The organism is Streptomyces sp. CAU 1734, assembly GCF_039888735.1.
Lineage (GTDB): Bacteria > Actinomycetota > Actinomycetes > Streptomycetales > Streptomycetaceae > Streptomyces.
Genome location: NZ_JBDQQP010000002.1, coordinates 23,582 through 48,267, shown reverse-complemented (window position 1 = coordinate 48,267; position 24,686 = coordinate 23,582). Strand labels below are relative to the sequence as shown.

The window sequence follows — 24,686 nt, the reverse complement described above, 5'->3', positions numbered from 1 at the left end:
CGTGGAGCAGCCTGACAGCGGCGCCGAGCCGGCCGATGCGGCCGGCGACGCCGCAGAGGCGCTCGACCGACCCCTGCCGGAAGGCGTCCGGCGCAGGGTCGTGGCCCTGGTCTCGGACGCCTTCGGCGGGCTCACCCTCTCCGAACTCCCCGGGCAGCTGAGGCAGTACGCCCGCTTCACGCCGACCCGGCGGGCCAAGTTCGCGGGCAACGCGATGGCGGCGGCGCTGGAGAGCGATCCGCTCTTCCGGCAGCGCATCGGCGAGCGGCTCGCGCTGGCCCAGCCGGAGCTCTGCGGGGCACTCGCCGCCGGGTCGCCGCCCGCCGCCGCCGACCCGCTCGATGTGGCCGCCGCCGCGTATGTGCTGCGGCCCGCCGGCTGGGTGAAGCTCGTCGCCGCCGCCGGCGAGGAGGCCGTCCGCGCCGACGCCGAGCGCGCCGGCGAGGCCGGCCGGCGCGAGGTGGAGCGGCTGCGCGAGGAGCTGGTCGAGGCCCGCGGTCTGACCAAGAGCGAGACCGAGCGGCTGCGCACCGAACTGGACGCGGCCCGCCGGGAGGCGGAATCCCTCCGCCGCAAGGTGCGCAGCGCGCAGAGCGACATCAAGCGCGGCGAGGCCGCGCTGCGCCGGGCGGTCGCCGAGATCGAGTCCGTGCGGTCGGAGGCCGCCGCGCAGGTGTCCTCGGCGGAGAGCGAGACCCGGCGGCTCAAGGCGCGGCTGACCGAGGCGGAGGCCGCGGTGGAGGCGGGCCGGCGGGCGGCCAGGGAGGGCCGCTCGGTGGAGGACATGCGGCTGCGGCTGCTGCTGGACACCGTTCTCGACGCGGCCCAGGGGCTCCGCCGGGAGCTGGCGCTGCCGCCCGCGTCCAGCCATCCCGCCGACACGGTCGACGCGGTGCAGCCGGGCCGGATGTCGCCGAAGGACATCGCGGCGCGGGCGCTGTCGGAGACCGATCCCGCGCTGCTGGACCAGTTGCTGGCGCTGCCCCAGGCCCATCTGGTGGTGGACGGCTACAACGTCACCAAGACCGGCTATCCCACCATGCCGCTGGAGAAGCAGCGGCTGCGGCTGCTGGGCGGCCTCTCGGTGCTGGCCGCGCAGACGGGCGCGGAGGTCACCTGTGTCTTCGACGGCGCCGAGCTGGCCGCCCCGGTGCTGCTGGCACCCCCGCGCGGGGTGCGGGTGCTGTTCTCCAAGCCCGGGGTGACGGCCGACGAGCTCATCCGCCAGCTCGTCCGGGCGGAACCGCCGGGCCGGCCGGTGGTGGTGGTCTCCACCGACCGCGAGGTGGCCGACGGGGTCGCCAAGGCCGGGGCCCGCCCGGTCGCCTCCGTACTGCTGCTCAAGCGTCTCTCCCGGGTCTGACCGCGCCGGGCGCGATGTCGAACTCCGTCCCCAATGACCGAATTCGTGTGATGGGGGATGAGACGTAGGGTCAAGTGCCCATTACCGCGGGTGGGATGTGGGTAAAGAATGCGCCCGTGACCGATATTTTTCCCGGAGGGATTTGAAGTGATCACAGAGAGGTCACTAAGGTCAGGCGACAAACCTTCGCGCGGTTGATCATCCATACGGGGTGACGGCGAAGGAACCGCCGTGTCCGAGCGGGCCGTCCGCAGCTCCCCGTTCGCCCGGGAAGAACGGCGGCACAGCGCACGGAGCCGGGGATCTCCATCCCCCTCGCCCGGCAGGCGGCCCGAAAGAGAAGGAGCCGGCCTTCGTGGCGTCCCACCGTCGTGCCAAGCAGCCGGGCCGCGCCCGCGTGACCGTGCTCACCGCGACCGCCGCCGCGGCCGTCGCCCTCACCTCGCAGACCGCCCAGGCCGACCCCAAGCCGGGCAAGTCCGAGGTCAAGGCGAAGGTCGACAAGCTCTACGAAGAGGCCGCGAAGGCGACGGAGAAGCTCAACGGCGCCAAGGAGCACCAGGGCAAGCTCCAGAAGCAGGTCGACAACCTCCAGGACAAGGTCGCCCGCGGCCAGGACGAGCTCAACGAACTCCGCGACACCCTCGGTTCGGTGGCCAGCGCGCAGTACCGCTCCGGCGGCATGGACCCGGCCCTCCAGCTCTTCCTCTCCTCGGACCCGGACACCTATCTGGAGAAGGCGTCCGCGCTCGACCAGCTCGGCGCCAAGCAGTCCCAGGCGATAGCCGAGATCCAGGGCAAGCAGCGCTCCCTCGCGCAGCAGCGCCAGGAGGCCCAGGAGAAGCTCGGCGACCTCGCCGACACCCGCAAGGAGCTCGCGGACAAGAAGCGCGAGGTCCAGACGAAGCTGGGCGACGCGCAGAGGCTCCTCAACTCCCTCACCGCGGCCGAGCGGGCCGCCATCAAGCAGGACGAGACCCGCGCCAACCGCACCCAGCAGCGCGCCGAACTCGGCGACTCGGTCCCCGCATCGCAGCGTGCCGCCGCCGCGCTCGCCGCCGCCCAGAGCAAGATCGGCAAGCCGTACGTCTGGAGCGCCTCCGGCCCCAACTCCTTCGACTGCTCCGGCCTCACCTCCTGGTCCTACGCCCAGGCGGACGTCTCCATCCCGCGCACCTCGCAGGCACAGGCCCAGATCGGCACCCGGATCACCTCGCAGAGCGCCCTCAAGCCGGGCGACCTCGTCTTCTTCTACGGTGACCTGCACCATGTCGGCCTCTACGCGGGCAACGGCCAGGTCCTGCACTCGCCGCGCACCGGAGCCGTCGTGCGGTACGAGTCGATGAACAACATGCCCTACCAGTTCGGCGTACGCGTCTGACGACCCGCCGACCGGTGCCGCCCCGACCCGGGCGCCACCCCGGGATACCCCCGATCGGGGGAAATCCCACCCGCTCCGCTGACGTCGCGCCCTGCCGGTGACCTGTGAGTCTCCCGGCAGGGCGCCGCCATGTGCACTCCCCGGGGTCGTTGGCCGCCGTGTGGTCGCCGGGCTACTGTCCACCCCGCAACAGCCCTCGTACGGAAGGGAGCGCGGCCCGTGGCGTCCCATCGACTGCCCTCGCAATCCGGTCACACCCGCGGCACCAGGGCCACCGTGCTGACCGCGGCGGCCACGGCGGCGGCCGTGCTCGGGGCGGTGCCCGCGCTCGCCGCCCCGCCCGACTCCCCCGACTCCCCGGCGAGCGCCCGCGCCGCGGTGGACCGGCTCTTCACGGAGGCCGAGCGGGCGACCGAGCGCTTCAACGAGGCCGGGGAACAGGTCCGCGAGCAGCGCCGCCGGCTGAGCCGGAGCCAGGACGGAGTCGCCCGCGGCCAAGAGCGCATCAACCGGATGCGCCAGGCGCTGGGCATGGTCGCGGTGGCCCAGTACCGCTCCGGCGGCATGGACCCCGCGCTCGATCTGCTGCTCTCCTCCGATCCCGATACCTTTCTCGCCAGGGCGGAGGCGCTCCGGCGGGTCGGTGAGCGCCACACCACCGTGCTCCGGGAATTCCGGCTCACCCAGCGCGAACTCGACCGGGAGCGGGCGGAGGCCGCGGGCGCCCTCGCCGAACTCGAACGCGGCCGGGCCGCGGTGACCCGCCACAAGCGGACCGTGGAGCGGAAACTCGCCCTCGCCCGGCGGGTCCTCGGCACGATGACCGCCGACGAGCGCGCCGCCCATGACCGCGCCTCGCGCGCGGGCACCCCCGGCCTCCTCGGCATCTCGGGCGACGCCCCGGCCTCGGCCCGCGCCGCCGCCGCCGTGCGGGCCGCGCGCAGCGCGGTGGGCCGCCCCTATGTGTGGGGCGCGAGCGGCCCCGCCGCGTTCGACTGCTCGGGGCTGATGCAGTGGGCCTACGCCCGCGCGGGCGTGAGCCTGCCCCGCACCTCGCAGGCGCAGGGTTACGCGGGGCGCCGCGTCTCCCTGGCGGAGGCGCGGCCCGGCGATCTGATCACCTACCGTGCGGATGCCAGCCATATCGGCATGTACATGGGCGCCGGCCAGGTGATCCACGCCCCGTACCCCGGCGCGGCGGTCCGCTACGACCCGGTCGGCATGATGCCCATCTCCGGAGTAACCCGCCCCTGACACGTGGGCCGCCGCCCGGGAGGTCCTCTGCGCGGCGGCTTGCTTCCCGACCCCCGGGCCCGGCAAGTCCAGGCCCTCGCGGGGCTCCGCCCCGGACCCCGCGCCTCAATCGCCGGCGGGGCTTGGTTGTTCGGCCCTTGTGGGGCTCCGCCTCTGACCCGGTGCCTCAATCGCCGGCGGGGCTGATTTTGTTCGCTGCGAAACTCTTCGGCCCGGGGGACGAGCGCCCCTGCCGTTGCCGCAGGGCCCTCGTCGCCGACTCGGGAGAGGCCCGCACCCGGGACCAAGCCGCCAGGCACCAGCCTCGCCGAGGGGCGAATCAAGCCCCGCCGGCGATTGAGGCGCGGGGTCCGGGGCAGCGCCCCGCGAGGGCCCGAGTCCGGCGGACCCGCCTCGCGGGGAGTCCGCCCCCGCACGGAGCACCGCCCCCCACAAGAGCCCGCCCCCGCCCCCGGAGACACCGGAAAAGGCAGGTCGCGCGGCAGGTGCGTACGATCGGGGGCGTGGTGGAACAGGGGCGCGACCGGCGCCATGCGGTGCGGGCCCTCGCGGGGGTCTCGCTCGCCGCCGCGCTCGCCCCCGCACTCCTGGCCGGCTGCGCCGGGACACCGCCGGCCGACACCGCCGCCGGCGCCATCCGGCAGACCCTCGACCGCCGCGCCGCCGCCGTCCTCGCCGGGGACGAGAACGCCTACCTCGCCCAGCTCGCCCCCGGAGCCCCCACCCGCGCCGGTGAGCTGCGGCTCTTCCGCAATCTCGCCGATGTGCCCCTCGACTCGTGGGAGTACCGGCTGGGCGACGTCGACCGCCGCGGCGACACCGCCGTCGCCGCCGCCGAGCTGCGCTACCGGATCTCCGGTCACGACACCGCCCCGGTCACCGCCGCCCGCACCCTGGAGCTCGTCCGGCGCGACGGCCGCTGGTATGTGACCGCCGACCGCGCCGCGAAGGGCGCGCCGGAGCAGCTCTGGCAGCAGGGCGATGTCCAGGTGGTGCGCGGCGAGCGCAGCCTGGTGCTGGCGGTCGGGCAGGACACCGCCCGGCTCACCGCCCTGGCGGCCGGCGCCGACCGTGCCGTACCCGCCGTCTCGGACGCCTGGCCGGAGCGGTGGGCGGGGCGGGTGGTCGTCCTCGTACCCGATTCGGTGGAGGCGATGGGGGCCCTGCTCGGCACGCGCGGGGCCGCGTACCGGGGGATCGCCGCCGTCACCACCGGGACGACCGGCGGTTCGGGGGCGGCCCCGGCGGACCGGGTGATCGTCAATCCGGTGGCGTACGGCGCCCTCGGCGAATCCGGCCAGGAGGCGGTGCTCATCCATGAGACCGCCCATGTGGCCACCCGTGCCCACACCTCGCCGGCCACCCCGATGTGGCTCTCGGAGGGATTCGCCGACTGGGTCGCCTACCGGGACACCGGCCGTACCGCGGCCCGCACCGCGCCGGAGCTCCGCCGCGCGGTGCGGGCCGGTGATCTCCCGGCCGCCCTCCCGGCCGACGCCGACTTCGCCTTCGGCCGGGAGGCGGACGCGCTGGCCCGCGCGTACGAGGGCGGCTGGCTGGCCTGCGAGCTGATCGCCGAGCGGTGGGGCCGGGACCGGCTGACCGGCTTCTACCGCGCGGTGGGCGCCGGGGAGCACCGGGAGAGCGCGGTGGAGTCGGCGATGTCCCGCGTGCTGGGGACCACCCCCGCCGAGTTCACGGCCGAGTGGCGGGCGTTCCTGCGCGACCGGCTCGGCGGCTGACCAACCGCGCGCGCCGGTCCCGGTCCGGCACGGTGCCGCGCCAGAGCCGTACGCACGCGGTCACCGCCGCCGCCACCAGCAGCCCGTTCCGCACCACCAGCAGCGACACCCCGAGCGGGTCGCTCGCCACCACATGCGCGAACCAGACGGGGAACTCCAGTACCGTCACCCCCGTCGCCGCGAGCACCAGCGCGGCGGGGAGCGTCATCCGGGTCTCCCGGAAGGTCAGACAGACCGCCGCGAGACCGACCAGCCAGAGCAGGTACTGCGGACTGATCACCCGGCTGGTGACGGTGAAGAGCGTGACCGCCGCGAACGCCGCGTCCGCCGCTGTCGCCGCGCCGAACTCCCGCGCCCGCAGCCGCCACACCGCCAGCCAGCCCAGGGCGGCCAGCGTGAGGGCCAGCGCCAGCGCCGACACCAGCCGGACCCCCGGTCCGATGAACTCCACCGAGCCGTGGTTCAGGGCCGGCCCGCCCTCCCAGCCGAAGTGCCGGGCGGCGTGGAAGACCAGCGCGCCCAGCGACTCCACCTCGGTGCCCCGGTCGCGCTGCGCGGTGAGAAAGCCCAGGGCGCCCGGCATCGCGGCGGCCAGGATCAGGGTGGTCCCGGCGGCCGCGGCCACCGCCGCGGTGAGGGCCCGCCGCAGCGGACGGCCGGGCGCCGCGCCGGCGAGCAGCAGCACCGGCCAGACCTTGAGCAGGGCGCCCGCCGCCGCCAGCGCCCCGAATGCCCGGGGGCTCCGGGCCGCCGCGAGCAGCGCGGCGACCGCGACCGCCGTGACCATCAGGTCGTAGCGGGCGTAGCCGGTGGGCCCGAGCAGCGGTACGCCCGCGATCCACACCCGGAGCCCGCGCGAGGACCGCCCGGGCCGCCCGCCCGCGTACCGCAGCAGCGCGAGGACCGCCGCGTCGCAGAAGAGGATCAGCAGGAAGAACGCCTCGGTGTAGGGGAGGAAGGGCAGGGCGGCGGGGGAGAGGATGGCGAGCGCGGCGGCGGGCGGGTACTGCCAGGTGACATCGCCCGCCGGGAAGACGCCGGTGCGCAGGGTCTCGTACCAGCCCCGGTAGATCACCGACACATCGGCGGTCACATCCGGGCCGGGGAAGGGCAGCGCACCGAGGACACAGAGCAGCAGTGCCGCCCTGGTGACGAACCAGACCGGCCAGGCGAGCCGGACGGGCCGGACCGGCGGGGCGGATCGTGCCGTACCCGCCGTCCGGACCGGGAGGATTCCGCCGGGTCTCTCCGGCATGAGCGCCTCACCCTTTTCATTAAAATATGGGGGAGTTGGGGGTATTGGTAAGGGTTCATCATCCCGTGTCCCCCCATGGTCCGGCGGTGAGGCGCGGCCGGACGGTTCGCCGGGTCCGTTCGGCCGCGCCGGGGGACTTCGGTACTGTCGGCCCACGATGCACAAGACCCTGATCGTGACCAACGACTTCCCGCCCCGCCCCGGTGGAATCCAGGCATTTCTGCACAATATGGCGCTGCGCCTGGATCCCGACCGGATCGTCGTCTACGCCTCCACCTGGAAGCGGGGGCGCGAGGGCGCCGAGGCGACCGCCGCCTTCGACGCCGAGCAGCCGTTCACCGTGGTCCGCGACCGTACGACGATGCTGCTGCCGACCCCGGCCGTCACCCGCCGGGCCGCGGGGCTGCTGCGCGAGCACGGCTGCGAGTCGGTGTGGTTCGGCGCCGCCGCCCCGCTCGGGCTGATGGCCCCCGCCCTGCGCCGGGCCGGCGCGCGCCGGCTGGTCGCCACCTCGCACGGCCACGAGGCGGGATGGGCGCAGCTGCCCGCGGCCCGGCGGGCGCTGCGCCGGATCGGCGAGGGCACGGACACGATCACCTATCTCGGCGAGTACACGCGTTCCCGGATCGCCGCCGCCCTCACCCCCGAGGCGGCGGCCCGGATGGTCCAGCTCCCGCCGGGGGTCGACGAGAAGACCTTCCACCCGGATTCGGGCGGTGCGGCCGTGCGGGAGCGGCTGGGGCTCAGCGACCGTCCGGTGGTCGTCTGCGTCTCCCGGCTGGTGCCGCGCAAGGGCCAGGACACCCTCATCCGCGCCATGCCCGCGATCCTCGCGCGGGTCCCGGAGACCGTGCTGCTGATCGTCGGCGGCGGGCCGTACGAGAACGATCTGCGCGCCCTCGCCCGGGACACCGGTGTCGCCGCCGCCGTCCGCTTCACCGGCGCGGTGCCCTGGGCGGAGCTGCCCGCGCACTACGGCGCCGGGGACGTCTTCGCGATGCCCTGCCGCACCCGGCGGGGCGGTCTCGATGTCGAGGGTCTCGGGATCGTCTATCTGGAGGCGTCGGCGACCGGTCTCCCGGTGGTGGCCGGTGACTCCGGCGGCGCGCCGGACGCGGTCCTGGACGGGGAGACGGGCTGGGTGGTCCGGGGCGGCTCGGCGGCCGATTCCGTCGAGCGGATCGTGGCCCTGCTGGAGGATCCGGAGCTGCGGGCCCGGATGGGCGAGCGCGGCCGGCGGTGGGTGGAGGAGAAGTGGCGCTGGGATCTGCTGGCGGAGCGGCTGCGGCTGATCCTCTGACGCCCCGGCGGGCGTCCGCGGTCCGGCGCGGGAGCGCCGCGCCGTCCGTGCGACCCTCGGCCGGGCCGCGTCAAGGCAACTCCGGTTCGAATTCGATTTCGAACCCCGCCGGGTATGGGAAGTGCGCGGAATCTCGCCCATGATCGCTCCATGACAACTAACCTGACACGTCGTCACATGCTGGGCACGGCGGCCCTCCGGACCGCCGCCGTGCTCGGCTTCACCCGTATCGGCCTCTCCTCGGCCGCCGCCCGGGAGCCCGCCGCCGAGAGCCGCGCCCCCGCCGTGGTCGTCGGCTCCGGCTACGGCGCGGCGGTCGCCGCGCTCCGCCTCGGCCTGGCGGGCGTCCGTACCGTCGTCCTCGAAATGGGCCGGCTCTGGGACACCCCCGGCACCGACGGAAAGCTCTTCTGTCCCACCATCACCCCCGACCACCGCTCCATGTGGTTCCGCACCCGCACCGAGGCACCGCTCTCCACCTTCCTCTGGCTCGATGTGGTCAACCGCGGCATCCGCCCCTATCCCGGCGTGCTCGACCGGGTCGACCACGGCGCCATGTCCGTGTACGTGGGCCGCGGTGTCGGCGGCGGATCCCTGGTGAACGGCGGTATGGCGGTGGTCCCGCCGCGCGCCTACTTCTCCGAGATGCTGCCGGGGGTCGACGCGGACGAGATGTACCGCACCCACTTCCCGCGCGCCCGCCGGATGCTCGGCGTCAACCACATCGATCCGGACTGGTTCGAGTCCACGCCCTGGTACCGCTACTCCCGGGTCTCCCGCGCCCATGCCCGCAGGGCGGGCCTGGGCACCGTCCTGGTGCCGAATGTCTACGACTTCGGCTACATGCGGCGCGAGGCGGCACGCGAGGTACCGAGGTCGGCCCTGGCGGGCGAGGTCATCTACGGCAACAACCACGGCAAGCGCAGCCTCGACAAGAGCTATCTCGCCGCCGCCCTCGCCACCGGCAAGGTCACCATCGAGACCATGAGCCGGGTCAGGGCCTTACGGCGCGGCCCGGGCGGCTATGTGCTCACCGTGGACCGCTCCGACCTCGCCGGCCGGGTCACCGGCACCCGGGAGATCGGCTGCGCCCGGGTCTTCCTCGGCGCGGGCAGCCTCGGCACCACCGAGATCCTGCTCCGGGCGCGGGAGACCGGCGCCCTGCCCGAGCTGGACGCCGAGGTCGGCCGGGGCTGGGGACCCAACGGCAATGTGATGACCGCCCGTGCCAACCACCCCTGGGACACCGTCGGGGCCCGGCAGTCCGCCATGCCGGTGCTGGGCATCAACGACTGGAACAACCCGGACCATCCGGTCTTCGCGGAGATCGCCCCGCTGCCGATGGGGCTCGAACACTGGATCAGCCTCTATCTGGCGATCACCAGGAACCCGGAACGCGCCGACTTCAGCTATGACGCGGCGACCGACTCGGCCCGGCTGAACTGGACCGCCTCGCAGAGCCTGCCCGCCCTGACCGCCGCGAAGTCGCTCTTCGACCGGATCAACCGGGCCAACGCCACGGTCTACCGGCACGATCTCTTCGGCGGGAACCGGGCCTTCGCCGACGACTTCACCTATCACCCGCTGGGCGGCTGCGTCCTCGGCCGGGCCACCGACGGCCACGGGCGGGTGAAGGGGTGTCCGGGGCTGTACGCCGTCGACGGCTCGCTCATCCCCGGCTCGATCGGCGTCAATCCCTTCGTCACGATCACGGCCCTCGCGGAACGGAACATGGAGCGGATCATCCGGCGGGATCTGGCCGCCGCCTGACCGGCGTGTCCGGGGGCACCGGCCGCGCGGGTGCGGGACCCCCGGACACCGGCGGCGGACACCGGCGGTGGGTACGGGCGCTGGGATCGGGATGCCCGGGCGCGCGGGGCGCGTACCGCCCCGCACCGGATCAGCTCCGGTAGATGCCCTCGATCTCGTCCGCGAAGTCCTTCGCCACCACATTGCGCTTCAGCTTCAGCGACGGCGTGATGTGCCCGGCCTCCTCCGTGAACTGATTGGGCAGCACCCGGAACTTCCGCACCGACTCGGCCTTGGAGACCGCCGCGTTGCCGTCGTCGACCGCCCGCTGCACCTCCGCCAGCAACTGCGGATCGTCCCGCAGCGTGGCGGCCGTCGAACCGGCCGGCTTGCCGTGGGCCGACGCCCAGCGGCCCAGGAAGTCCTCGTCCAGGGTGATCAGCGCGCCCACGAACGGCCGGCCGTCGCCCACCACCATGCACTCCGCGACCAGCGCATGCGCCCGGATGCGGTCCTCGATCACGGCCGGGGCGACATTCTTGCCGCCCGCCGTCACCAGGATCTCCTTCTTCCGGCCGGTGATCGAGAGGAAGCCGTCCTCGTCGAGGGTGCCGATGTCACCGGTGTGGAACCAGCCGTCGGCCAGCGCCTCCGCCGTCGCCTCCGGGTTGTTCCAGTACTCCTTGAAGAGGTGCTCGCCGTGGAGCAGCACCTCGCCGTCGTCGGCGATCCGCACCACCGAACCAGGCAGCGGCTGCCCGACCGTGCCGATCTTCTGCCGGTCCCAGGGGTTGAAGGCGGTCGCCGCGCACGACTCGGTGAGGCCGTACCCCTCCAGCACGGTGAAGCCGATACCCCGGAAGAAGTGCCCCAGCCGCTCGCCCAGCGGCGCGCCGCCGGAGATGGCGTGCTCGACGCGCCCGCCCATGACGGCGCGCATCTTCGAGTAGACCAGCTTGTCGAAGATGCGGTGCTTGATCCGCAGTCCCAGCGACGGCCCGCGGGCGATGTCCTGGGCGCGGCTGTACGCGATGGCCGTCTGCGCGGCCATGTCGAAGATCCGGCCCTTGCCGTCGGCCTGCGCCTTCGCCCGGGCGCCGTTGTAGACCTTCTCGAACACCCGCGGCACACCGAGGATCAGTGTCGGCCGGAAACTCGCCAGCTCGTCGGTGAGGTACTTGATGTCGGGCACACAGCCCAGCCGGATCGGGGCCATCATCGCCGCCACCTCCACCAGCCGCCCGAAGACATGCGCGGCCGGGAGGAAGAGGAGCACCGAGCACTCGCCGGTACGGAAGAGGGGCTTCAGCCGCTCGACCGCGTTGCCGCACTCGGCGAAGAAGCTGCGGTGGGTCAGCACACAGCCCTTGGGGCGGCCGGTGGTGCCCGAGGTGTAGACGATCGTCGCCGGGTCGTCGGCCTTCGCGAGGGTGGTCCGCTCGTCGACGGTCGTGTCCGGGACACCGGCACCGGCCGAGACCAGCCGCTCCACCGCGTCCGCCTCGATCTGCCACACCTCGCGGAGCCCGGGCAGCCGGTCGCGCACCGAGGCCACCGCGGCGACATGCGCGTCGCTCTCCACGATCGCCCCGACCGCGCCGGAGTCGGCGAGGATCCAGGAGATCTGCTCGGCCGAGCTGGTCTCGTACACCGGGACGGTGACCGCGCCGGCGGTCCAGATCGCGAAGTCGAGCAGGGCCCATTCGTACCGGGTGCGCGACATCAGGGCCACCCGGTCACCCGGCTCCACACCGGCGGCGATCAGGCCCTTGGCCGCGGCGCGCACCTCGGCGAGGAATTCGGTGGCGGTGACATCGACCCAGGCGTCGCCGGACTTTCTGCCGATGACCGCCACATCGGGATGCTGAGCGGCATTGCGCCGGATCAGATCCGTCAGGTTGCCGTCCGAAGGGACCTCGTACAGGGCCGGAAGGCTGAACTCGCGCAAGACTGCTGCTCCTCATCGGGCGCCGGTGCCACGGCTCTGTGTGATGCACCGGTTGCGGTCCAAGATCGGGCAGGTGCTCGAAAACGGCGGCGAGCACGACTGGACTGCCCGGACGTTACCCACCAGTACCCGTTCCGGATAGGGGGTTCCGGCGAGATGTTCCCTGCGTCACACGTGTATACGACTACTCCGCGAGGGTAGTCCACGCGGCGGCCGGGCCGAAAGAACAACCCGGCGGACCTCCGGCGTCCGTCCGGTGTCCGGCGGGTGCGCACCCGCCCCGGCGCCCCGCTCGCCGGGGCGCTGTCCACCCGGCCGGTCGGCGATTTATGGTGATCGTCATGCCAGGCACCCGGGTGAATGTGGTCAGCGACGTACACGGCAACGCCGGCGATCTCGCCAGAGCGGGTGAGGGCGCCGACGCCCTGATCTGCCTCGGCGACCTCGTCCTCTTCCTCGACTACGCCGACCACTCGCGCGGCATCTTCCCCGAGCTCTTCGGCACCGCCAACGCCGACCTCATCGTCTCGCTGCGCACCGCCCGCCGCTTTCCCGAGGCCCGCGAGCTCGCCCGCCGGCTCTGGGCCGAGCTGGGTCTGGAGCGGGAGACGGCCATCGAGGAGGCCGTGCGCCGCCAGTACGCCGAACTCTTCGCCGCCTTCCCCACCCCCACCTACGCCACCTACGGCAATGTCGACATGCCGGACCTGTGGCCCGAGTACGCCCGCCCGGGCACCACCATCCTGGACGGTCAGCGCGCCGAGATCGGCGGCCGGGTCTTCGGCTTCGTCGGCGGCGGGCTCCAGACCCCGATGCGCACCCCGTACGAGATCCCCGACGAGGAGTACGCGGCCAAGGTCGAGGCGCTGGGCGAGGTCGACGTCCTGTGCTCGCACATCCCGCCGGAGGTGCCCGAGCTCACCTATGACACGGTCGCCCGCCGCTTCGAGCGGGGCAGCTCCGCCCTGCTGGCGGCGATCCGCCGGACCCGGCCGCGGTACGCCCTCTTCGGCCATGTCCACCAGCCGCTCGCCGCCCGGATGCGGGTCGGCGCCACGGAGTGCGTGAATGTGGGGCACTTCGCCTCCACCGGCCGCCCGTGGACCCTCGAGTGGTGATCCGCGCACACCCGCACACCCGCGCGCCGCCCGCCCGCGCCGGCCCGCGCGCCCCGGACGCCCGCGCCGGGGGCCGGGGCCGGGCCCGACCGGGGCGCGATAGCCTGCACACCACACAATCACCCGGTCCGTACCGCAGTTCGTACCGCACTGTTGAGGAGCCGCAGCGATGGCGGAACACACCAGCTCAAGCATCACCATCGAGGCGGCTCCGGCCGAGGTGATGACCGTGATCGCCGACTTCGGCCGCTACCCCGAGTGGACCGGAGAGGTGAAGCAGGCCGAGGTGATCTCCCGTGACGCCGAGGGCCGCGCCGAGCAGGTGCGGCTCGTGCTCGACGCCGGGGCGATCAAGGACGACCACACCCTCGCCTACACCTGGAACGGCGCGAACGAGGTCAGCTGGAGCCTGGTCAAGTCCCAGATGCTCCGCTCCCTGGACGGCTCCTACATCCTCGCCCCGGTCGGCGGCGGCGACCGCACCGAGGTCACCTACCGGCTGACCGTGGACGTCAAGATCCCCATGCTCGGCATGATCAAGCGCAAGGCCGAGAAGGTCATCATCGACCGCGCGCTCGACGGCCTGAAGAAGCGCGTCGAGAGCGGACCCGCCGCCTGATGCGCACGGTCCTCGTCACCGGGCTCGGCGGCGCGGGCCGTACCACCGTCGCCGCGGCGACCGCCATCGCCGCGGCCGCGCGCGGCAGCCGCGTACTCCTCCTCGCCCGGGACACCGCCCCGGACGGACTCCTCGGCACCGCGCTCGCCGCCACCCCGGTCGAGATCACCCCCGGTCTGTGGGCGGCCCGCACCGACAGCGGGGCCGTCTTCCGCGCCGAATTCCTCGCCCTCCAGGAGCGGGCCGGCTCGATGCTCGATCTGCTCGGCGCCACCCGCCTGGCCGGCGAGGAACTGACCGAGCTCCCCGGCAGCGCGGAATTCGCCCTGCTCAGGGCGCTGGCCACGGCCGTCGATGGCGGCTGGGACCTGGTCGTCGCCGATCTGCCGCCGGTCCGCGAGGCCCTCGCCCTGCTCGCCCTGCCCGGGGAACTGCGCCGCTATCTGCGCCGGCTGCTGCCGCCCGAGCGCCAGGCCGCCCGCGCGCTGCGCCCCGTACTCGCCCAGCTCGCCGGGGTCCCGATGCCGGTCCAGGAGCTGTACGAGACCGCCGCCCGCCGGGACACCGAACTCGCCGCGGTCCAGGCCCTCCTCGCCGCCCCCGGCACCGCGGTGCGGCTGGTCGCCGAGCCCGGACCGTCGGCCGCCGGCGAGCTGCGCACCGCGCGCACCGGCCTGGCCCTGCACGGCATGCGCACCGAGGCCCTCGTCGCCAACCGGATCCTGCCCCGCCACTCCGCCGACCCCTGGCTCGCGGGGCTCGCCGCCCAGCAGGAGAAGACCCTCCAGGAGTGGCACGGGGAGTGGGCGCCCGGGACCGCCGTCATCGAACTCCCGCACACCGGGCAGGACCCGCGCGGCACCGCCGCCCTGGCCCTCCTCGCCGCCCCCGGCCGGACACTCGCCCCGGAGCCCCTGCCGGCGCCCCCCGCCCCCGGCCCGGATCCCGCCGTGATCGGACGGGTCGAGGACCGGCGCACCGACGACGGCACCCTCGTCTGGTCCATCCCGCTGCCCGGAGCGCGCAAGGGGGACATCGGTCTGGTGCGGCGCGGCGACGAACTGCTGCTGCGCGTCGGCCCCTTCCGCCGAATCGTTCCGCTGCCGTCCGCGCTGCGCCGCTGCGCCGTCTCGGGCGCGGCGCTCACCGGCGACGTCCTCGCGGTCCGCTTCACCCCCGACCCCGGACTCTGGCCGAGCGGCGGCTGACCGTCCCTCCGGTGGTGACGCACGGGGCGGACGGGACGGCGGCGCACTCTCCCTGGAGCGGCCGTCGGGCCGCCCTCGCGGCCGGGTCCACCGTCCCGTACCCGTACACACCCGTAAAGGATCTCCGCCGCGGCGCGCGCGGCCGTCCCCGGTGATCTCCGGCGCCCGCCGGTACGGCGGTCCGCGCACTGAACGGTCCGCGGCCATTCGGGTACCGTCGAAGGCGGGACAGACCGCCCCGCCACGACACCGACGACACCGACGGCCCTCCGGGGACGCCGGCCGCGCCGTCACCACCACGCCATCCCGTCCAGGAGTACGCCTTGAGCGATGCCACCGAGCGTCACCCCTCCGACACAGGGCCCGCCGCCGGCACCGGCTCGCCCGCAGCCGCCCCCGATGCCGACGCCTGGGCGGACGCCTGCGCCGAGGATCTCGCGGAGGAGAAGGCGCGCCGCCGCGCCCAGTACGGGCCGCCGCCCGGCTCCGCAGCCGATGAACTGCGCAAACTCTTCGGTGCCGTGGCCGACAAGGTCACCGAATTCCAGTCCTCCCTGCCCGGGATGGCCGCCCAGAGCGCCGTACAGCAACTGGTCAGCCAGGCGAAGTCGGCGGTCGAGCCGGTGATCGAGCGCAACCCCCAGGTCTTCGACCATCTCGCCGCCGCGGGCGGCGAACTCCTCGCCGCCTACCGTTCCGCGGTCGAGAAGCAGGAACGCCGCTGGACCCAGGGCCCGTCCGCGGCCGGGGACGAGCCCGGCGGCCCGCGCGACGAGGGACAGGCCCCGGGCGAGCGGATCGATCTCGACTGAGCCCCCGGAGGATCCGGAAGATCCGCGAGGGGCCGGCGGCGGTGCGGTGCGCGGAGCCGCCCCCCGCGGCCCCTCCCGGCACCGCGCGACGGCTTCCGCGCGCATCCGGAGCCGATCCTCCCTCCGGTACGGTGGGCCACAGCGGGGCTCGACCGAATACTGAGGGACACATGGGACTCACCATCGGCGTCGACATCGGCGGCACGAAGATCGCGGCGGGTGTCGTCGACGCGGCGGGCACCATCCTGGACACGCACACCGTGCCCACTCCGGCCACCCCCGGAGGCATCGTCGACGCGATCTGCTCCGCCGTCGGCGCGGCCGGCCAGGGGCACGAGATCGAGGCCGTCGGCATCGGCGCGGCCGGATATGTGGACGACAAGCGGGCCACCGTCCTCTTCGCCCCGAACATCGACTGGCGCCATGAACCGCTGAAGGACAAGGTCGAACAGCGCGTCGGGCTGCCCGTCGTGGTGGAGAACGACGCCAACGCCGCGGCCTGGGGCGAGTACCGCTTCGGCGCCGGCCAGGGGCACGACGACGTCATCTGCATCACCCTCGGCACCGGCCTCGGCGGCGGCGTCATCATCGGCAACAAGCTCCGGCGCGGGCGCTTCGGTGTCGCCGCCGAGTTCGGCCACATCCGGGTGGTCCCGGACGGCCTGCTCTGCGGCTGCGGGAGCCAGGGCTGCTGGGAGCAGTACGCCTCCGGCCGCGCCCTCGTCCGCTACGCCCGCCAGCGCGCCAACGCCACCCCGGAACATGCCGAGATCCTGCTCGGCCTCGGCGACGGCACCATCGAGGGCATCGAGGGCAAACACATCAGCGCGGCGGCCCGGCGGGGCGACCCGGTGGCCGTCGACTCCTTCCGCGAGCTGGCCCGCTGGGCCGGCGCGGGCCTGGCCGATCTCGCCTCGCTCTTCGACCCGTCCGCGTTCATCGTGGGCGGCGGGGTGTCCGACGAGGGCGAACTGGTCCTGGAACCGATCCGCAAGTCCTTCCGCCGCTGGCTGATCGGCGGGCAGTGGCGTCCGCACGCCCAGGTGCTCGCGGCCCAGCTCGGCAACAAGGCCGGTCTGGTGGGCGCCGCCGATCTGGCCCGCCAGGGCTGACCGCTTCCGGCCCCGGCCCCGGGCGGTCCGTCCGCCCTGGGGCCGGGCGCTCCGGCGGGTGCTCCCGGGGCGATGGGCCGAAGGGCTGTACGGCCCACGCGGAGCCCCGGAACCCCGGCCCCGCCGTCGTAGAGTGCCGTCCATGGCGATCACCGCACTCCCCAACTCCCGCACCGAGAACGACGGTTCCGCCGTGATCCGGGTACTGAGCTACAACATCCGCTCCCTGCGCGACGACGAGGAAGCCCTGGCCCGCGTCATCCGCGCCTGCGCTCCCGACCTCGTCTTCGTCCAGGAGGCCCCGCGCTTCTTCCGCTGGCGCAAACACGCCGCCCGGCTCGCCGCCAAGACCGGTCTGCTGGTGCTCGGCGGCGGCGCGACCGCGGCCGGCCCGCTGCTGCTCTGCACCCTGCGCGCCGCGGTCGAGCGGACCGAGGACATCCTGCTGCCGCTCACCCCCGGACTGCACCGCCGGGGTTTCGCCACCGCGGTGGTCCGCATCGGCGGCGCCCGGATCGGTCTGCTCAGCTGCCATCTGAGCCTGAACCGCGATGAGCGGTACGCGCAGGCCGGCATGGTCCTGGAACGCCTCGCGGAGATGGGCACCCCGCACACCATCGCCGCCGGGGACCTCAACGAGCGCCCCGCCGGCCGCGGCTTCCGCCGGATCGCCGCCGGACTCCAGGACTGCTGGACGGCCGCCCCCTGGGGCGGCGAGTACACCTTCCCGCCCGGTGACCCGGACCGGCGGATCGACGCGATCTTCGCCGGCGAAGGGGTGGAGGTGCTCGGCTGCGGGGTGCCGGTGGGTCTCCCGGGAGTCTCCCGGGACGACCTGAACGCGGCCAGCGATCACCTTCCGGTGCTGGCCGCGCTCAGAGTCCCCGCCTCGGTGTGAGGTGCCGCCGGCCCCGGAGGGCCGGCGGCATCCGCCGGTCGCCGGGCCGCGTCAGACCACGGCTCCCCGGCCCGGATCGTCATGCCCCTCGTCGTCATCGCCCGACATCCGGGCCACCAGGGTGGCGAACCCGCCCACGAAGCCGCCGACACAGAGGGTCGTCAGCCACCAGGACAGATACCACTGGAACACCACGGCGAGCAGCATCAGCACCGGACCGCCGATCACCGCGATCCAGGCGAACTTCGCGGTGGTGTCGGCCTCCGGCAGCGGCGGCGGCTCCGGCGGGACGAAATGCCCCTCGTCGCTCTCGTCGAGGTCGTCGTCCTTGGGCTCGCTGATCCGGTAGTCGCGGGGGCCCCCGCCGCCGACCCCGGGGGCGAAGGTGATGGAGCCGCCCAGGACGGGAGGTCTCCCCTCCGCCGAACCGGACTCCGGCTCCCCGCCCTGTTCGTCCTTCCCGGTGCTCTCCGTCTTCTCCGTCTTCTCCGTGTTCCCGGGCTTCTCCGTGCTTCCGGCCTTCTCGGGTTTCCCGGGTTCTCCGGCCCTCTCCGGATCGGGCTCGGCCCGCCCCGCTCCGGATTCCGCGCCGCCCTCGGCCTCCGCCTTTCCGTCCCGGTCGGTCCGCCGGTCGCCGGGAATCTCATTCACCTTGCCCTCCAGGCGCGCGAGATCCTCGACCGACTTGAACGGTTTGGCGCCCGGCGGGTCCGGGGGCTCCTCGCCGTACCCCGCGACAATGGCGGCCCAGACCGCCTCCTCGTCGATGGGCTGCGGCTCCGGATCCGCGTCGTGCTGCTCAGCCACCGCCTGTGCTCCCCTTCGTCCCGATGCGAGGAGCGAACCGGCTGACGAACTCGTAGCTCTCCTGGAAAATCCGCTCCGCATCATGGTCCAACGTCGCGACGTGGTAGCTCTGTTCCAGCAGGATCTCCCGAACATCGGTGGAGGAGACCCGCCCGAGGATCCGCGCCGAATCGGCCGGCGGCACCACATGGTCCCGCGGGCTGTGCAGCAGCACCATCGGCTGGGTCACCTGGGGCAGCTCCGCGTCGACCAGCCGCAGGAAATTCCGCAGCGAGTGCGCCGCCCGGAGCGGCACCCGGTCGTAGCCGACCTCCACCGCCCCCTCCTTCGCGATGTCGCCGGCGAGCCCCGGCGTCGTCCGCACGAGGTGGCGGGCGACGGGCAGGGCGTGGGCGGCGAGCCCGTGCACCTTGTTCGCCGGATTGACCACCACGATTCCGCGCACCGAGTCCCCGTGCTTGGCGGCGAGCCGCAGGGTCAGCGCCCCGCCCATGGAGAGCCCGAAGACGAAGACCTGCTCACAGCGGGCCAGCAGCTCGCGCAGCGCGCGGTCGACCTCCGCGTACCAGTCCTGCCAGCCGGTGATCTGCATGTCCTGCCAGCGGGTGCCGTGCCCCGGGAGCAGCGGCAGGGACACGGTGAGCCCGCGCTCCGCCAGATATTCGGCCCAGGGGCGCAGCGATTGCGGGGAACCGGTGAATCCGTGACAGAGAAGGACGCCGACCTCGCCGCCCTCATGGCGGTAGGGCTCGGCTCCGGGAAGGACCGGCACCGGGATCTCCATTTCTGTGACATCAGGTGTGGCGTCAAGTGTGACGGGAAGCCCGAAGGCGTATCTCACCGTACGCGACCGCACTGACACCGACCAGATCCGTATCCACGCCGACGAGGGGATACCCGGTCACCACGGGTTAAGGTCTGTTCGACAGCAATAGGAGGCATTCGAGTTGATCTACGGCGCCATGAAGTTCTCCATCGGAGGCTCGCTGAAGCTTGCCTTCAGACCGTGGGTGGAGGGTCTGGAGAACATTCCCGCCGAGGGCCCGGCGATTCTCGCGAGCAACCATCTCTCGTTCTCCGACTCGTTTTTCCTGCCCGCGATGCTCGACCGCAAGGTCACTTTCGTCGCGAAGGCGGAGTATTTCACCTCCCCCGGGGTCAAAGGCAGGCTCACCGCCGCCTTCTTCCGCGGTGTGGGCCAGGTCCCGGTGGACCGCTCCGGTGCCCGGGGCGCCGCCGACGCCGCGATCAATGCCGCGATCCAGGTACTGGAGAACGGCGGTCTCTTCGGCATCTACCCCGAGGGCACCCGCTCGCCGGACGGCCGGCTCTACCGGGGCAAGCCCGGCGGCCTCGGCCGGATCACCCTCGCCACCGGCGCCCCGGTCATTCCCGTGGCCATGATCGACACGGAGAAGATCCAGCCGCCGGGCAAGGTCGTCCCCAAACTCATGCGCCCCGGCATCCGGATCGGAAAGCCGCTCGACTTCAGCCGGTATCAGGGCATGGAGGGCGACCGTTTCATTCTGCGCTCGCTGACCGACGAGGTCATGTACGAGATCATGAAACTCTCGGGCCAGGAGTACGTGGACATCTACGCCACCGTCGCCAAGCGGCAGATCGCCGACGAGGAGAAGGCGGCGAAGGCGGCGGCGAAAGCAGCCCAGTCGGACCGGGCCGCCGAGGTGCGGCAGGATCCGGGGGAGAAGCCCTAGCCGGGGCGGTCCGGCGATTTCAGACCATTGGGCGCGCAGGGGCGCGCCCGCTGTTTCCGGGGGGAGGCGCGGGGCCGTGGCCAGGCGTGAGCGGGTGGTGAGGATGTCGGTGGAGCAGCCGCTGTGGCAGGCGCTCACCGCGTATCGCGTACTGACCATGGTCTACGCGGTACTCCTCTTCGTCTTCACCACCGACCGGTTCGAGCGCCCCTGGATCGGCGCGGTCTTCCTCGGCGTACTGGCGGTCTGGACGCTGGCCACCCTGCCCAAGGTCTCCGGCGCCGTCCGCTGCACCAAGCGCTTTCTCGGCGCCGATCTGGCGGTCGCGCTCGCCGGGATACTGCTCACCCCGCTCGCCGATGTGCATGCCCGGCAGATGGACGGGGCCACCCTGCCCTCGATATGGACCGCGGGCTCGGTCCTCGCCTTCGCGATCAAGGGCGGCTGGCGGTGGGCCGCCTTCGCGTCGTCCTTCGTCGCCGTCGCCAACATCGTCCAGCGCGGTGAGCCCAGCCGGGACACCTTCCACAATGTGCTGCTGGTCTGGGTCGCCTCCATCGCCATCGGCTATGTGGTGGAGGTCGCCCGGGCCTCCGAGGCCACCCTCGCCCGCGCCCTGGAGATCGAGGCCGCCACCCGTGAGCGGGAGCGGCTGGCCCGGGACATCCACGACAGCGTGCTCCAGGTGCTGGCCATGGTCCAGCGCCGGGGCACGGCGCTCGGCGGTGAGGCGGCCGAACTGGGACGGATGGCGGGGGAACAGGAGGTCGCCCTGCGCACCCTGGTCTCCAGCGGTCTGGTGCCCACCGCCCGCGCCAGCGAGGACCCCGCGCTCGGCGCCGTGGTGCGCGCGGTGAACGAAGGCGGGGAGGAGTACGAGGAGGGCGGCGGGTCCGCGACCCGCGATCTCCGCTCGCTGCTCGCCCGGCATGCGAGTGCCCGGGTGACCCTCTCCGAACCGGGCGCGCCGGTGACCCTGCCGGCCGCCGCCGCGCGGGAGCTGGCCGCCGCTGTCAGTGCCGCACTGGACAATGTGAACAGGCACGCGGGCTCCGGCGCGCATGCCTGGATTCTGATCGAGGACTGGCCGGACGAGGTGATCGTCACGGTCCGGGACGACGGACCGGGCATCCCGGAGGGACGGCTGGACCAGGCGGCGGGGGAGGGGCGGCTCGGGGTGGCCCTCTCCATCCGGGGGCGGCTGCGGGATCTGGGCGGCACCGCCGAGCTGATCTCGGTCCCCGGCCAGGGCACGGAAGTTGAATTGAAGGTTCCACGGGGGAAGGCGGAGAGCGCGTGACACAGGAGCGGACGACCAGGGTGATGGTCGTCGACGACCATCCGATGTGGCGGGACGCGGTCGCCCGCGATCTGGCCGCGGCCGGTTTCGATGTGGTCGCCACGGCGGGCGACGGCCGCCAGGCGGTCCACCGCGCCCGGGCCGCCGTGCCCGAGGTGCTGGTCCTCGATCTCAATCTGCCGCTGCTGCCGGGCGTCCAGGTCTGCAAGGAGCTGGTCGGCGCCCTGCCGGGGCTGCGGGTGCTGGTGCTCTCCGCGAGCGGCGAGCATGCGGATGTACTGGAGGCGGTGAAGTCCGGCGCGACCGGCTATCTCCTGAAATCCGCCAGTACGGAGGAGCTGATCGACGCCGTCCGGCGCACCGCCGTCGGGGATGCCGTCTTCACCCCCGGCCTGGCCGGACTGGTGCTGGGCGAGTACCGCCGGCTGGCCTCCGAGCCCGTCCCGGCCCCGGGTGCGCAGGAGCCCAGGGCGCCGCAGCTCACCGACCGGGAGACCGAGGTGCTCCGGCTGGTCGCCAAGGGGCTCTCGTACAAGCAGATCGCCGAGCGGCTGGTGATCTCCCACCGCACCGTGCAGAACCACGTCCAGAACACCCTCGGCAAGCTCCAGCTCCACAACCGCGTCGAATTGGTGCGGTACGCGATAGAACGCGGCCTGGACGACGCCTGATCCCGGGCCCCGGCCGCCGGTGCGCCCGGGGCCCGCGCCGGCCTTGCATCCTCTGGCGTAGCGGAGATTCCCGGCCACATCACTCGTTCGAATGAATCCGAACGGCGGTTGTGGATCAAGTGCCGCATTCGGTGCGGGAATTGACCTTCCAGCCCATCACGGAGTGACCTGGATCACCATTAGCGTGGCGAGCCGTAGGACTCATCGGGCGAAGGGAAGTATCCATGCGCGTCGGAGTACTGACCGGGGGCGGCGACTGCCCCGGCCTCAACGCCGTCATCCGCGGGGTCGTCCGCAAGGGCGTCCAGGAGTACGCGTACGAGTTCGTCGGTTACCGCGATGGATGGCGCGGGCCTCTCGAAGGCGATCTCATCCCGCTCGGCATCCAGGCCGTCCGCGGCATCCTGCCGCGCGGCGGCACCATTCTCGGATCCTCGCGCACCAACCCGCTCAAGGCGGCGGACGGTATCCGCCGGATCAAGGACAACCTCGCCAAGGCCGAGGTCGACGCCCTGATCGCGATCGGCGGCGAGGACACCCTCGGTGTCGCCGCCCGGCTGCACGACGAGTACGGCGTGAAGTGCGTCGGCGTACCGAAGACCATTGACAACGACCTCTCCGCCACCGACTACACCTTCGGTTTCGACACCGCCGTCGGGATCGCCACCGAGGCCATCGACCGCCTCCACACCACCGCCGAATCCCATATGAGGGTCCTGGTGGTGGAGGTGATGGGCCGCCACGCGGGCTGGATCGCCCTCCACTCCGGCCTCGCCGGCGGCGCCAACGCCATCCTCATCCCGGAACAGCGCTTCGACGTGGAACAGGTCTGCACCTGGGTCACTTCGCGTTTCAAGGCCACCTACGCGCCGATCGTGGTCATCGCCGAGGGCGCCATGCCCAAGGACGGCGATCTGGTGCTGAAGGACGGCACCCTCGACTCCTTCGGCCATGTCCGCCTCTCCGGAGTCGGCGAATGGCTGGCAAAGGAGATCGAGAAGCGCACCGGCAAGGAGGCCCGCACCACGGTTCTCGGCCATGTCCAGCGCGGCGGCACCCCGAGTGCCTTCGACCGCTGGCTGGCGACCCGTTTCGGCCTGCATGCGATCGACGCCGTGCGCGACGGGGACTTCGGCAAGATGGTCGCCCTGCGCGGCACCGACATCGTCCGGGTGCCGATCGCCGACGCCACGGCGAAGCTCAAGACCGTGGAACCGGAGCTGTACTCGGAAATCGGCGTGTTCTTCGGCTGACCGGCCCAGCCGAGAGCGCGTCCCGGGTCCGTTGAAAGGCGCGTCCGGGCTGTGAGCCGTATATTCGCCGTGCCGTCCGCCGCCGCGGCGGCCGGCACCCACCGGCTCACAGCCCACCCCTCCGGGAGCAGCCGTGGACATCCTCGCCTTCGGGGTGCAGGCCGATGAGCGCCCGCTGATCGAGCGCGCCTTCGCCGCCCTGCCCGGTCTCGGCCCCGTCCGCTGTGTGGACGTCTTCCTCGGCCGGGACACCGCGCCCATCGCGGCCGGCCACGAGACGATCTCCACCAGCGTCAACGCCGATCTGAGCGCCGAGGTCCTCCGGATCCTGGCCGCCGGCGGCACGAGGATGATCGCCCAGCGCTCCACCGGCTTCAACAACATCGATCTCGACGCCGCCGAACGCCTCGGCATCGCCGTCGCCCGGGTCTCGTACTACTCCCCGTACTCCGTCGCGGAATTCGCCTGGACCCTGGCGATGGCCCTCAACCGCAGGATCGTCCGGGCCTCCGCCCGCACCAGGGACTTCGATTTCCGGCTCGACGGGCTGATGGGCCGCGATCTGCACGGCCGCACCGCCGGAATCCTGGGCACCGGCAAGATCGGCGAGGCGTTCGCCCGGATCGCGCACGGATACGGCATGAAACTCCTCGGCTGGGATGTCGCCGAGAACCCCGCCTGCGCCGCGCTGGGCATGACCTACACCGGCAAGGACGAGCTCCTCGCCGCCGCGGACCTGGTCAGTCTGCATGTGCCGCTGCTGCCCGCGACCCACCACCTCATCGACGCGGCGGCGCTGCGGTCGATGCGGGACGAGGCGATCCTGGTGAACACCGGCCGCGGCGGACTGATCGACACGAAGGCCCTGGTCGGGGAGTTGCGCCGGGGCAGATTCACCGGGGTGGGGCTCGATGTGTACGAGGCTGAGGCCGGGCTCTTCTTTCTCGACAAGTCCATGGAGGCGATCGAGGACGACACTCTCGCCCGGCTGGTCACCTTCCCGAATGTGCTGGTCACCTCGCATCAGGCCTACTACACGGAGGACGCGGTCGGCCAGATCGTCGAGGCGACCGCGCGGAATGTGAGCGACTACGCGGCCGGCCGCCGGACCGATGACTTCCTGGTGCCGGCGGCCGGCGGGGACGGCACCGCGTCCCCCTCCGGCTGAGCCCCGGGGCCCC

The 24,686-nt window shown here is 73.0% G+C and carries 21 protein-coding genes; 17 read left to right on the top strand and 4 right to left on the bottom strand.

The window, feature by feature from the left end:
- Position 1 precedes the first annotated feature (1 nt).
- The 4 genes from AAFN69_RS03910 (at position 2) to AAFN69_RS03895 (ending at position 5,740) form a co-directional block, all read left to right on the top strand.
- Complete coding sequence (locus tag AAFN69_RS03910) at positions 2 to 1,363, top strand: NYN domain-containing protein (RefSeq protein ID WP_347726837.1); 1,362 nt, start codon at positions 2 to 4, stop codon at positions 1,361 to 1,363.
- A gap of 355 nt (positions 1,364 to 1,718) precedes the next feature.
- Positions 1,719 to 2,744 carry an NlpC/P60 family protein gene (locus AAFN69_RS03905; RefSeq protein ID WP_347726836.1) on the top strand — a complete coding sequence of 342 codons (1,026 nt, stop codon included), beginning with the start codon at positions 1,719 to 1,721 and terminating at the stop codon, positions 2,742 to 2,744.
- Between the two features lie 219 nt (positions 2,745 to 2,963).
- Positions 2,964 to 3,998, top strand: a complete 1,035-nt coding sequence (locus AAFN69_RS03900) for a C40 family peptidase (RefSeq protein WP_347726835.1) — start codon at positions 2,964 to 2,966, stop codon at positions 3,996 to 3,998.
- A gap of 503 nt (positions 3,999 to 4,501) precedes the next feature.
- Positions 4,502 to 5,740 (top strand): hypothetical protein, encoded by a 1,239-nt coding sequence (locus AAFN69_RS03895; RefSeq protein ID WP_347726834.1) that lies wholly within the window; start codon positions 4,502 to 4,504, stop codon positions 5,738 to 5,740.
- Here the strand turns inward: AAFN69_RS03895 and AAFN69_RS03890 are convergent.
- A complete protein-coding gene (locus tag AAFN69_RS03890; RefSeq protein WP_347726833.1) occupies positions 5,694 to 6,995 on the bottom strand; it encodes a glycosyltransferase 87 family protein in 1,302 nt (433 codons plus the stop codon). The two genes, AAFN69_RS03895 and AAFN69_RS03890, sit on opposite strands and share 47 nt — an antisense overlap.
- A gap of 157 nt (positions 6,996 to 7,152) precedes the next feature.
- Here AAFN69_RS03890 and AAFN69_RS03885 point away from each other — a divergent pair, with 157 nt between their 5' ends.
- Both AAFN69_RS03885 and AAFN69_RS03880 read left to right on the top strand, forming a co-directional pair.
- Entirely contained in the window at positions 7,153 to 8,295 is a 1,143-nt protein-coding gene (locus AAFN69_RS03885; protein WP_347726832.1) for a glycosyltransferase family 4 protein, read from the top strand.
- A 150-nt stretch (positions 8,296 to 8,445) separates the two neighbouring features.
- A complete protein-coding gene (locus AAFN69_RS03880) occupies positions 8,446 to 10,065 on the top strand; it encodes a GMC oxidoreductase (RefSeq protein ID WP_347726831.1) in 1,620 nt (539 codons plus the stop codon).
- Between the two features lie 130 nt (positions 10,066 to 10,195).
- Here the strand turns inward: AAFN69_RS03880 and AAFN69_RS03875 are convergent, their stop codons facing one another.
- On the bottom strand, positions 10,196 to 11,992 hold the full coding sequence (locus AAFN69_RS03875; protein ID WP_347726830.1) for an AMP-dependent synthetase/ligase: 1,797 nt from the start codon (positions 11,990 to 11,992) through the stop codon (positions 10,196 to 10,198).
- Between the two features lie 341 nt (positions 11,993 to 12,333).
- On the opposite strand from AAFN69_RS03875, the gene AAFN69_RS03870 reads away from it, so the two are divergent.
- The 6 genes from AAFN69_RS03870 to AAFN69_RS03845 all read left to right on the top strand — a co-directional run bounded on the left by AAFN69_RS03870 (position 12,334) and on the right by AAFN69_RS03845 (position 17,759).
- A complete protein-coding gene (locus AAFN69_RS03870) occupies positions 12,334 to 13,110 on the top strand; it encodes a metallophosphoesterase (RefSeq protein ID WP_347726829.1) in 777 nt (258 codons plus the stop codon).
- 169 nt (positions 13,111 to 13,279) lie between these two features.
- On the top strand, positions 13,280 to 13,729 hold the full coding sequence (locus AAFN69_RS03865) for an SRPBCC family protein (protein WP_347726828.1): 450 nt from the start codon (positions 13,280 to 13,282) through the stop codon (positions 13,727 to 13,729).
- The gene (locus tag AAFN69_RS03860) at positions 13,729 to 14,937 is read left to right on the top strand and encodes an ArsA-related P-loop ATPase (protein WP_347726827.1); all 1,209 of its coding nucleotides are present in this window, start codon (positions 13,729 to 13,731) and stop codon (positions 14,935 to 14,937) included. Before AAFN69_RS03865 ends, AAFN69_RS03860 begins: the two co-directional genes overlap by 1 nt.
- A 323-nt stretch (positions 14,938 to 15,260) precedes the next feature.
- Positions 15,261 to 15,749: a DUF5304 domain-containing protein gene (locus tag AAFN69_RS03855; protein ID WP_347726826.1), complete on the top strand. Its 489-nt coding sequence runs from the start codon at positions 15,261 to 15,263 to the stop codon at positions 15,747 to 15,749.
- A gap of 170 nt (positions 15,750 to 15,919) precedes the next feature.
- Positions 15,920 to 16,861, top strand: coding sequence for an ROK family glucokinase (locus AAFN69_RS03850; RefSeq protein WP_347726825.1), 942 nt, complete (start codon positions 15,920 to 15,922; stop codon positions 16,859 to 16,861).
- 142 nt (positions 16,862 to 17,003) lie between these two features.
- The gene (locus AAFN69_RS03845; protein WP_347726824.1) at positions 17,004 to 17,759 is read left to right on the top strand and encodes an endonuclease/exonuclease/phosphatase family protein; all 756 of its coding nucleotides are present in this window, start codon (positions 17,004 to 17,006) and stop codon (positions 17,757 to 17,759) included.
- 51 nt (positions 17,760 to 17,810) lie between these two features.
- Here AAFN69_RS03845 and AAFN69_RS03840 read toward each other — a convergent pair whose 3' ends face one another.
- Together AAFN69_RS03840 and AAFN69_RS03835 are read right to left on the bottom strand one after the other, a co-directional pair.
- On the bottom strand, positions 17,811 to 18,566 hold the full coding sequence (locus AAFN69_RS03840; RefSeq protein ID WP_347726823.1) for a hypothetical protein: 756 nt from the start codon (positions 18,564 to 18,566) through the stop codon (positions 17,811 to 17,813).
- Complete coding sequence (locus AAFN69_RS03835) at positions 18,559 to 19,338, bottom strand: alpha/beta fold hydrolase (RefSeq protein ID WP_347726822.1); 780 nt, start codon at positions 19,336 to 19,338, stop codon at positions 18,559 to 18,561. Before AAFN69_RS03835 ends, AAFN69_RS03840 begins: the two co-directional genes overlap by 8 nt.
- Before the next feature lie 190 nt (positions 19,339 to 19,528).
- Between AAFN69_RS03835 and AAFN69_RS03830 the strand changes: the two genes are divergently transcribed.
- The 5 genes from AAFN69_RS03830 to AAFN69_RS03810 all read left to right on the top strand — a co-directional run bounded on the left by AAFN69_RS03830 (position 19,529) and on the right by AAFN69_RS03810 (position 24,673).
- Positions 19,529 to 20,281: a lysophospholipid acyltransferase family protein gene (locus tag AAFN69_RS03830; protein WP_347726821.1), complete on the top strand. Its 753-nt coding sequence runs from the start codon at positions 19,529 to 19,531 to the stop codon at positions 20,279 to 20,281.
- A 76-nt stretch (positions 20,282 to 20,357) separates the two neighbouring features.
- Positions 20,358 to 21,581, top strand: a complete 1,224-nt coding sequence (locus tag AAFN69_RS03825; RefSeq protein ID WP_347726820.1) for a DUF5931 domain-containing protein — start codon at positions 20,358 to 20,360, stop codon at positions 21,579 to 21,581.
- 23 nt (positions 21,582 to 21,604) lie between these two features.
- On the top strand, positions 21,605 to 22,252 hold the full coding sequence (locus tag AAFN69_RS03820) for a response regulator transcription factor (RefSeq protein ID WP_347727259.1): 648 nt from the start codon (positions 21,605 to 21,607) through the stop codon (positions 22,250 to 22,252).
- Positions 22,253 to 22,476: 224 nt separating this feature from the next.
- Positions 22,477 to 23,505 (top strand): 6-phosphofructokinase, encoded by a 1,029-nt coding sequence (locus AAFN69_RS03815; RefSeq protein WP_347726819.1) that lies wholly within the window; start codon positions 22,477 to 22,479, stop codon positions 23,503 to 23,505.
- 133 nt (positions 23,506 to 23,638) lie between these two features.
- The gene (locus AAFN69_RS03810) at positions 23,639 to 24,673 is read left to right on the top strand and encodes a 2-hydroxyacid dehydrogenase (RefSeq protein ID WP_347726818.1); all 1,035 of its coding nucleotides are present in this window, start codon (positions 23,639 to 23,641) and stop codon (positions 24,671 to 24,673) included.
- Positions 24,674 to 24,686 lie beyond the last annotated feature (13 nt).

What these genes read in the sequence shown, in the direction of transcription:
- AAFN69_RS03880 (WP_347726831.1), top strand. Translation starts at nt 8,446, where the DNA reads ATGACAACTAACCTGACACGTCGTCACATGCTGGGCACGGCGGCCCTC.
- AAFN69_RS03850 (WP_347726825.1), top strand. Translation starts at nt 15,920, where the DNA reads ATGGGACTCACCATCGGCGTCGACATCGGCGGCACGAAGATCGCGGCG.
- AAFN69_RS03845 (WP_347726824.1), top strand. Translation starts at nt 17,004, where the DNA reads ATGGCGATCACCGCACTCCCCAACTCCCGCACCGAGAACGACGGTTCC.
- AAFN69_RS03870 (WP_347726829.1), top strand. Translation starts at nt 12,334, where the DNA reads ATGCCAGGCACCCGGGTGAATGTGGTCAGCGACGTACACGGCAACGCC.
- AAFN69_RS03890 (WP_347726833.1), bottom strand. Translation starts at nt 6,995, where the DNA reads ATGCCGGAGAGACCCGGCGGAATCCTCCCGGTCCGGACGGCGGGTACG.
- AAFN69_RS03865 (WP_347726828.1), top strand. Translation starts at nt 13,280, where the DNA reads ATGGCGGAACACACCAGCTCAAGCATCACCATCGAGGCGGCTCCGGCC.
- AAFN69_RS03815 (WP_347726819.1), top strand. Translation starts at nt 22,477, where the DNA reads ATGCGCGTCGGAGTACTGACCGGGGGCGGCGACTGCCCCGGCCTCAAC.
- AAFN69_RS03860 (WP_347726827.1), top strand. Translation starts at nt 13,729, where the DNA reads ATGCGCACGGTCCTCGTCACCGGGCTCGGCGGCGCGGGCCGTACCACC.
- AAFN69_RS03830 (WP_347726821.1), top strand. Translation starts at nt 19,529, where the DNA reads ATGAAGTTCTCCATCGGAGGCTCGCTGAAGCTTGCCTTCAGACCGTGG.
- AAFN69_RS03820 (WP_347727259.1), top strand. Translation starts at nt 21,605, where the DNA reads ATGGTCGTCGACGACCATCCGATGTGGCGGGACGCGGTCGCCCGCGAT.
- AAFN69_RS03885 (WP_347726832.1), top strand. Translation starts at nt 7,153, where the DNA reads ATGCACAAGACCCTGATCGTGACCAACGACTTCCCGCCCCGCCCCGGT.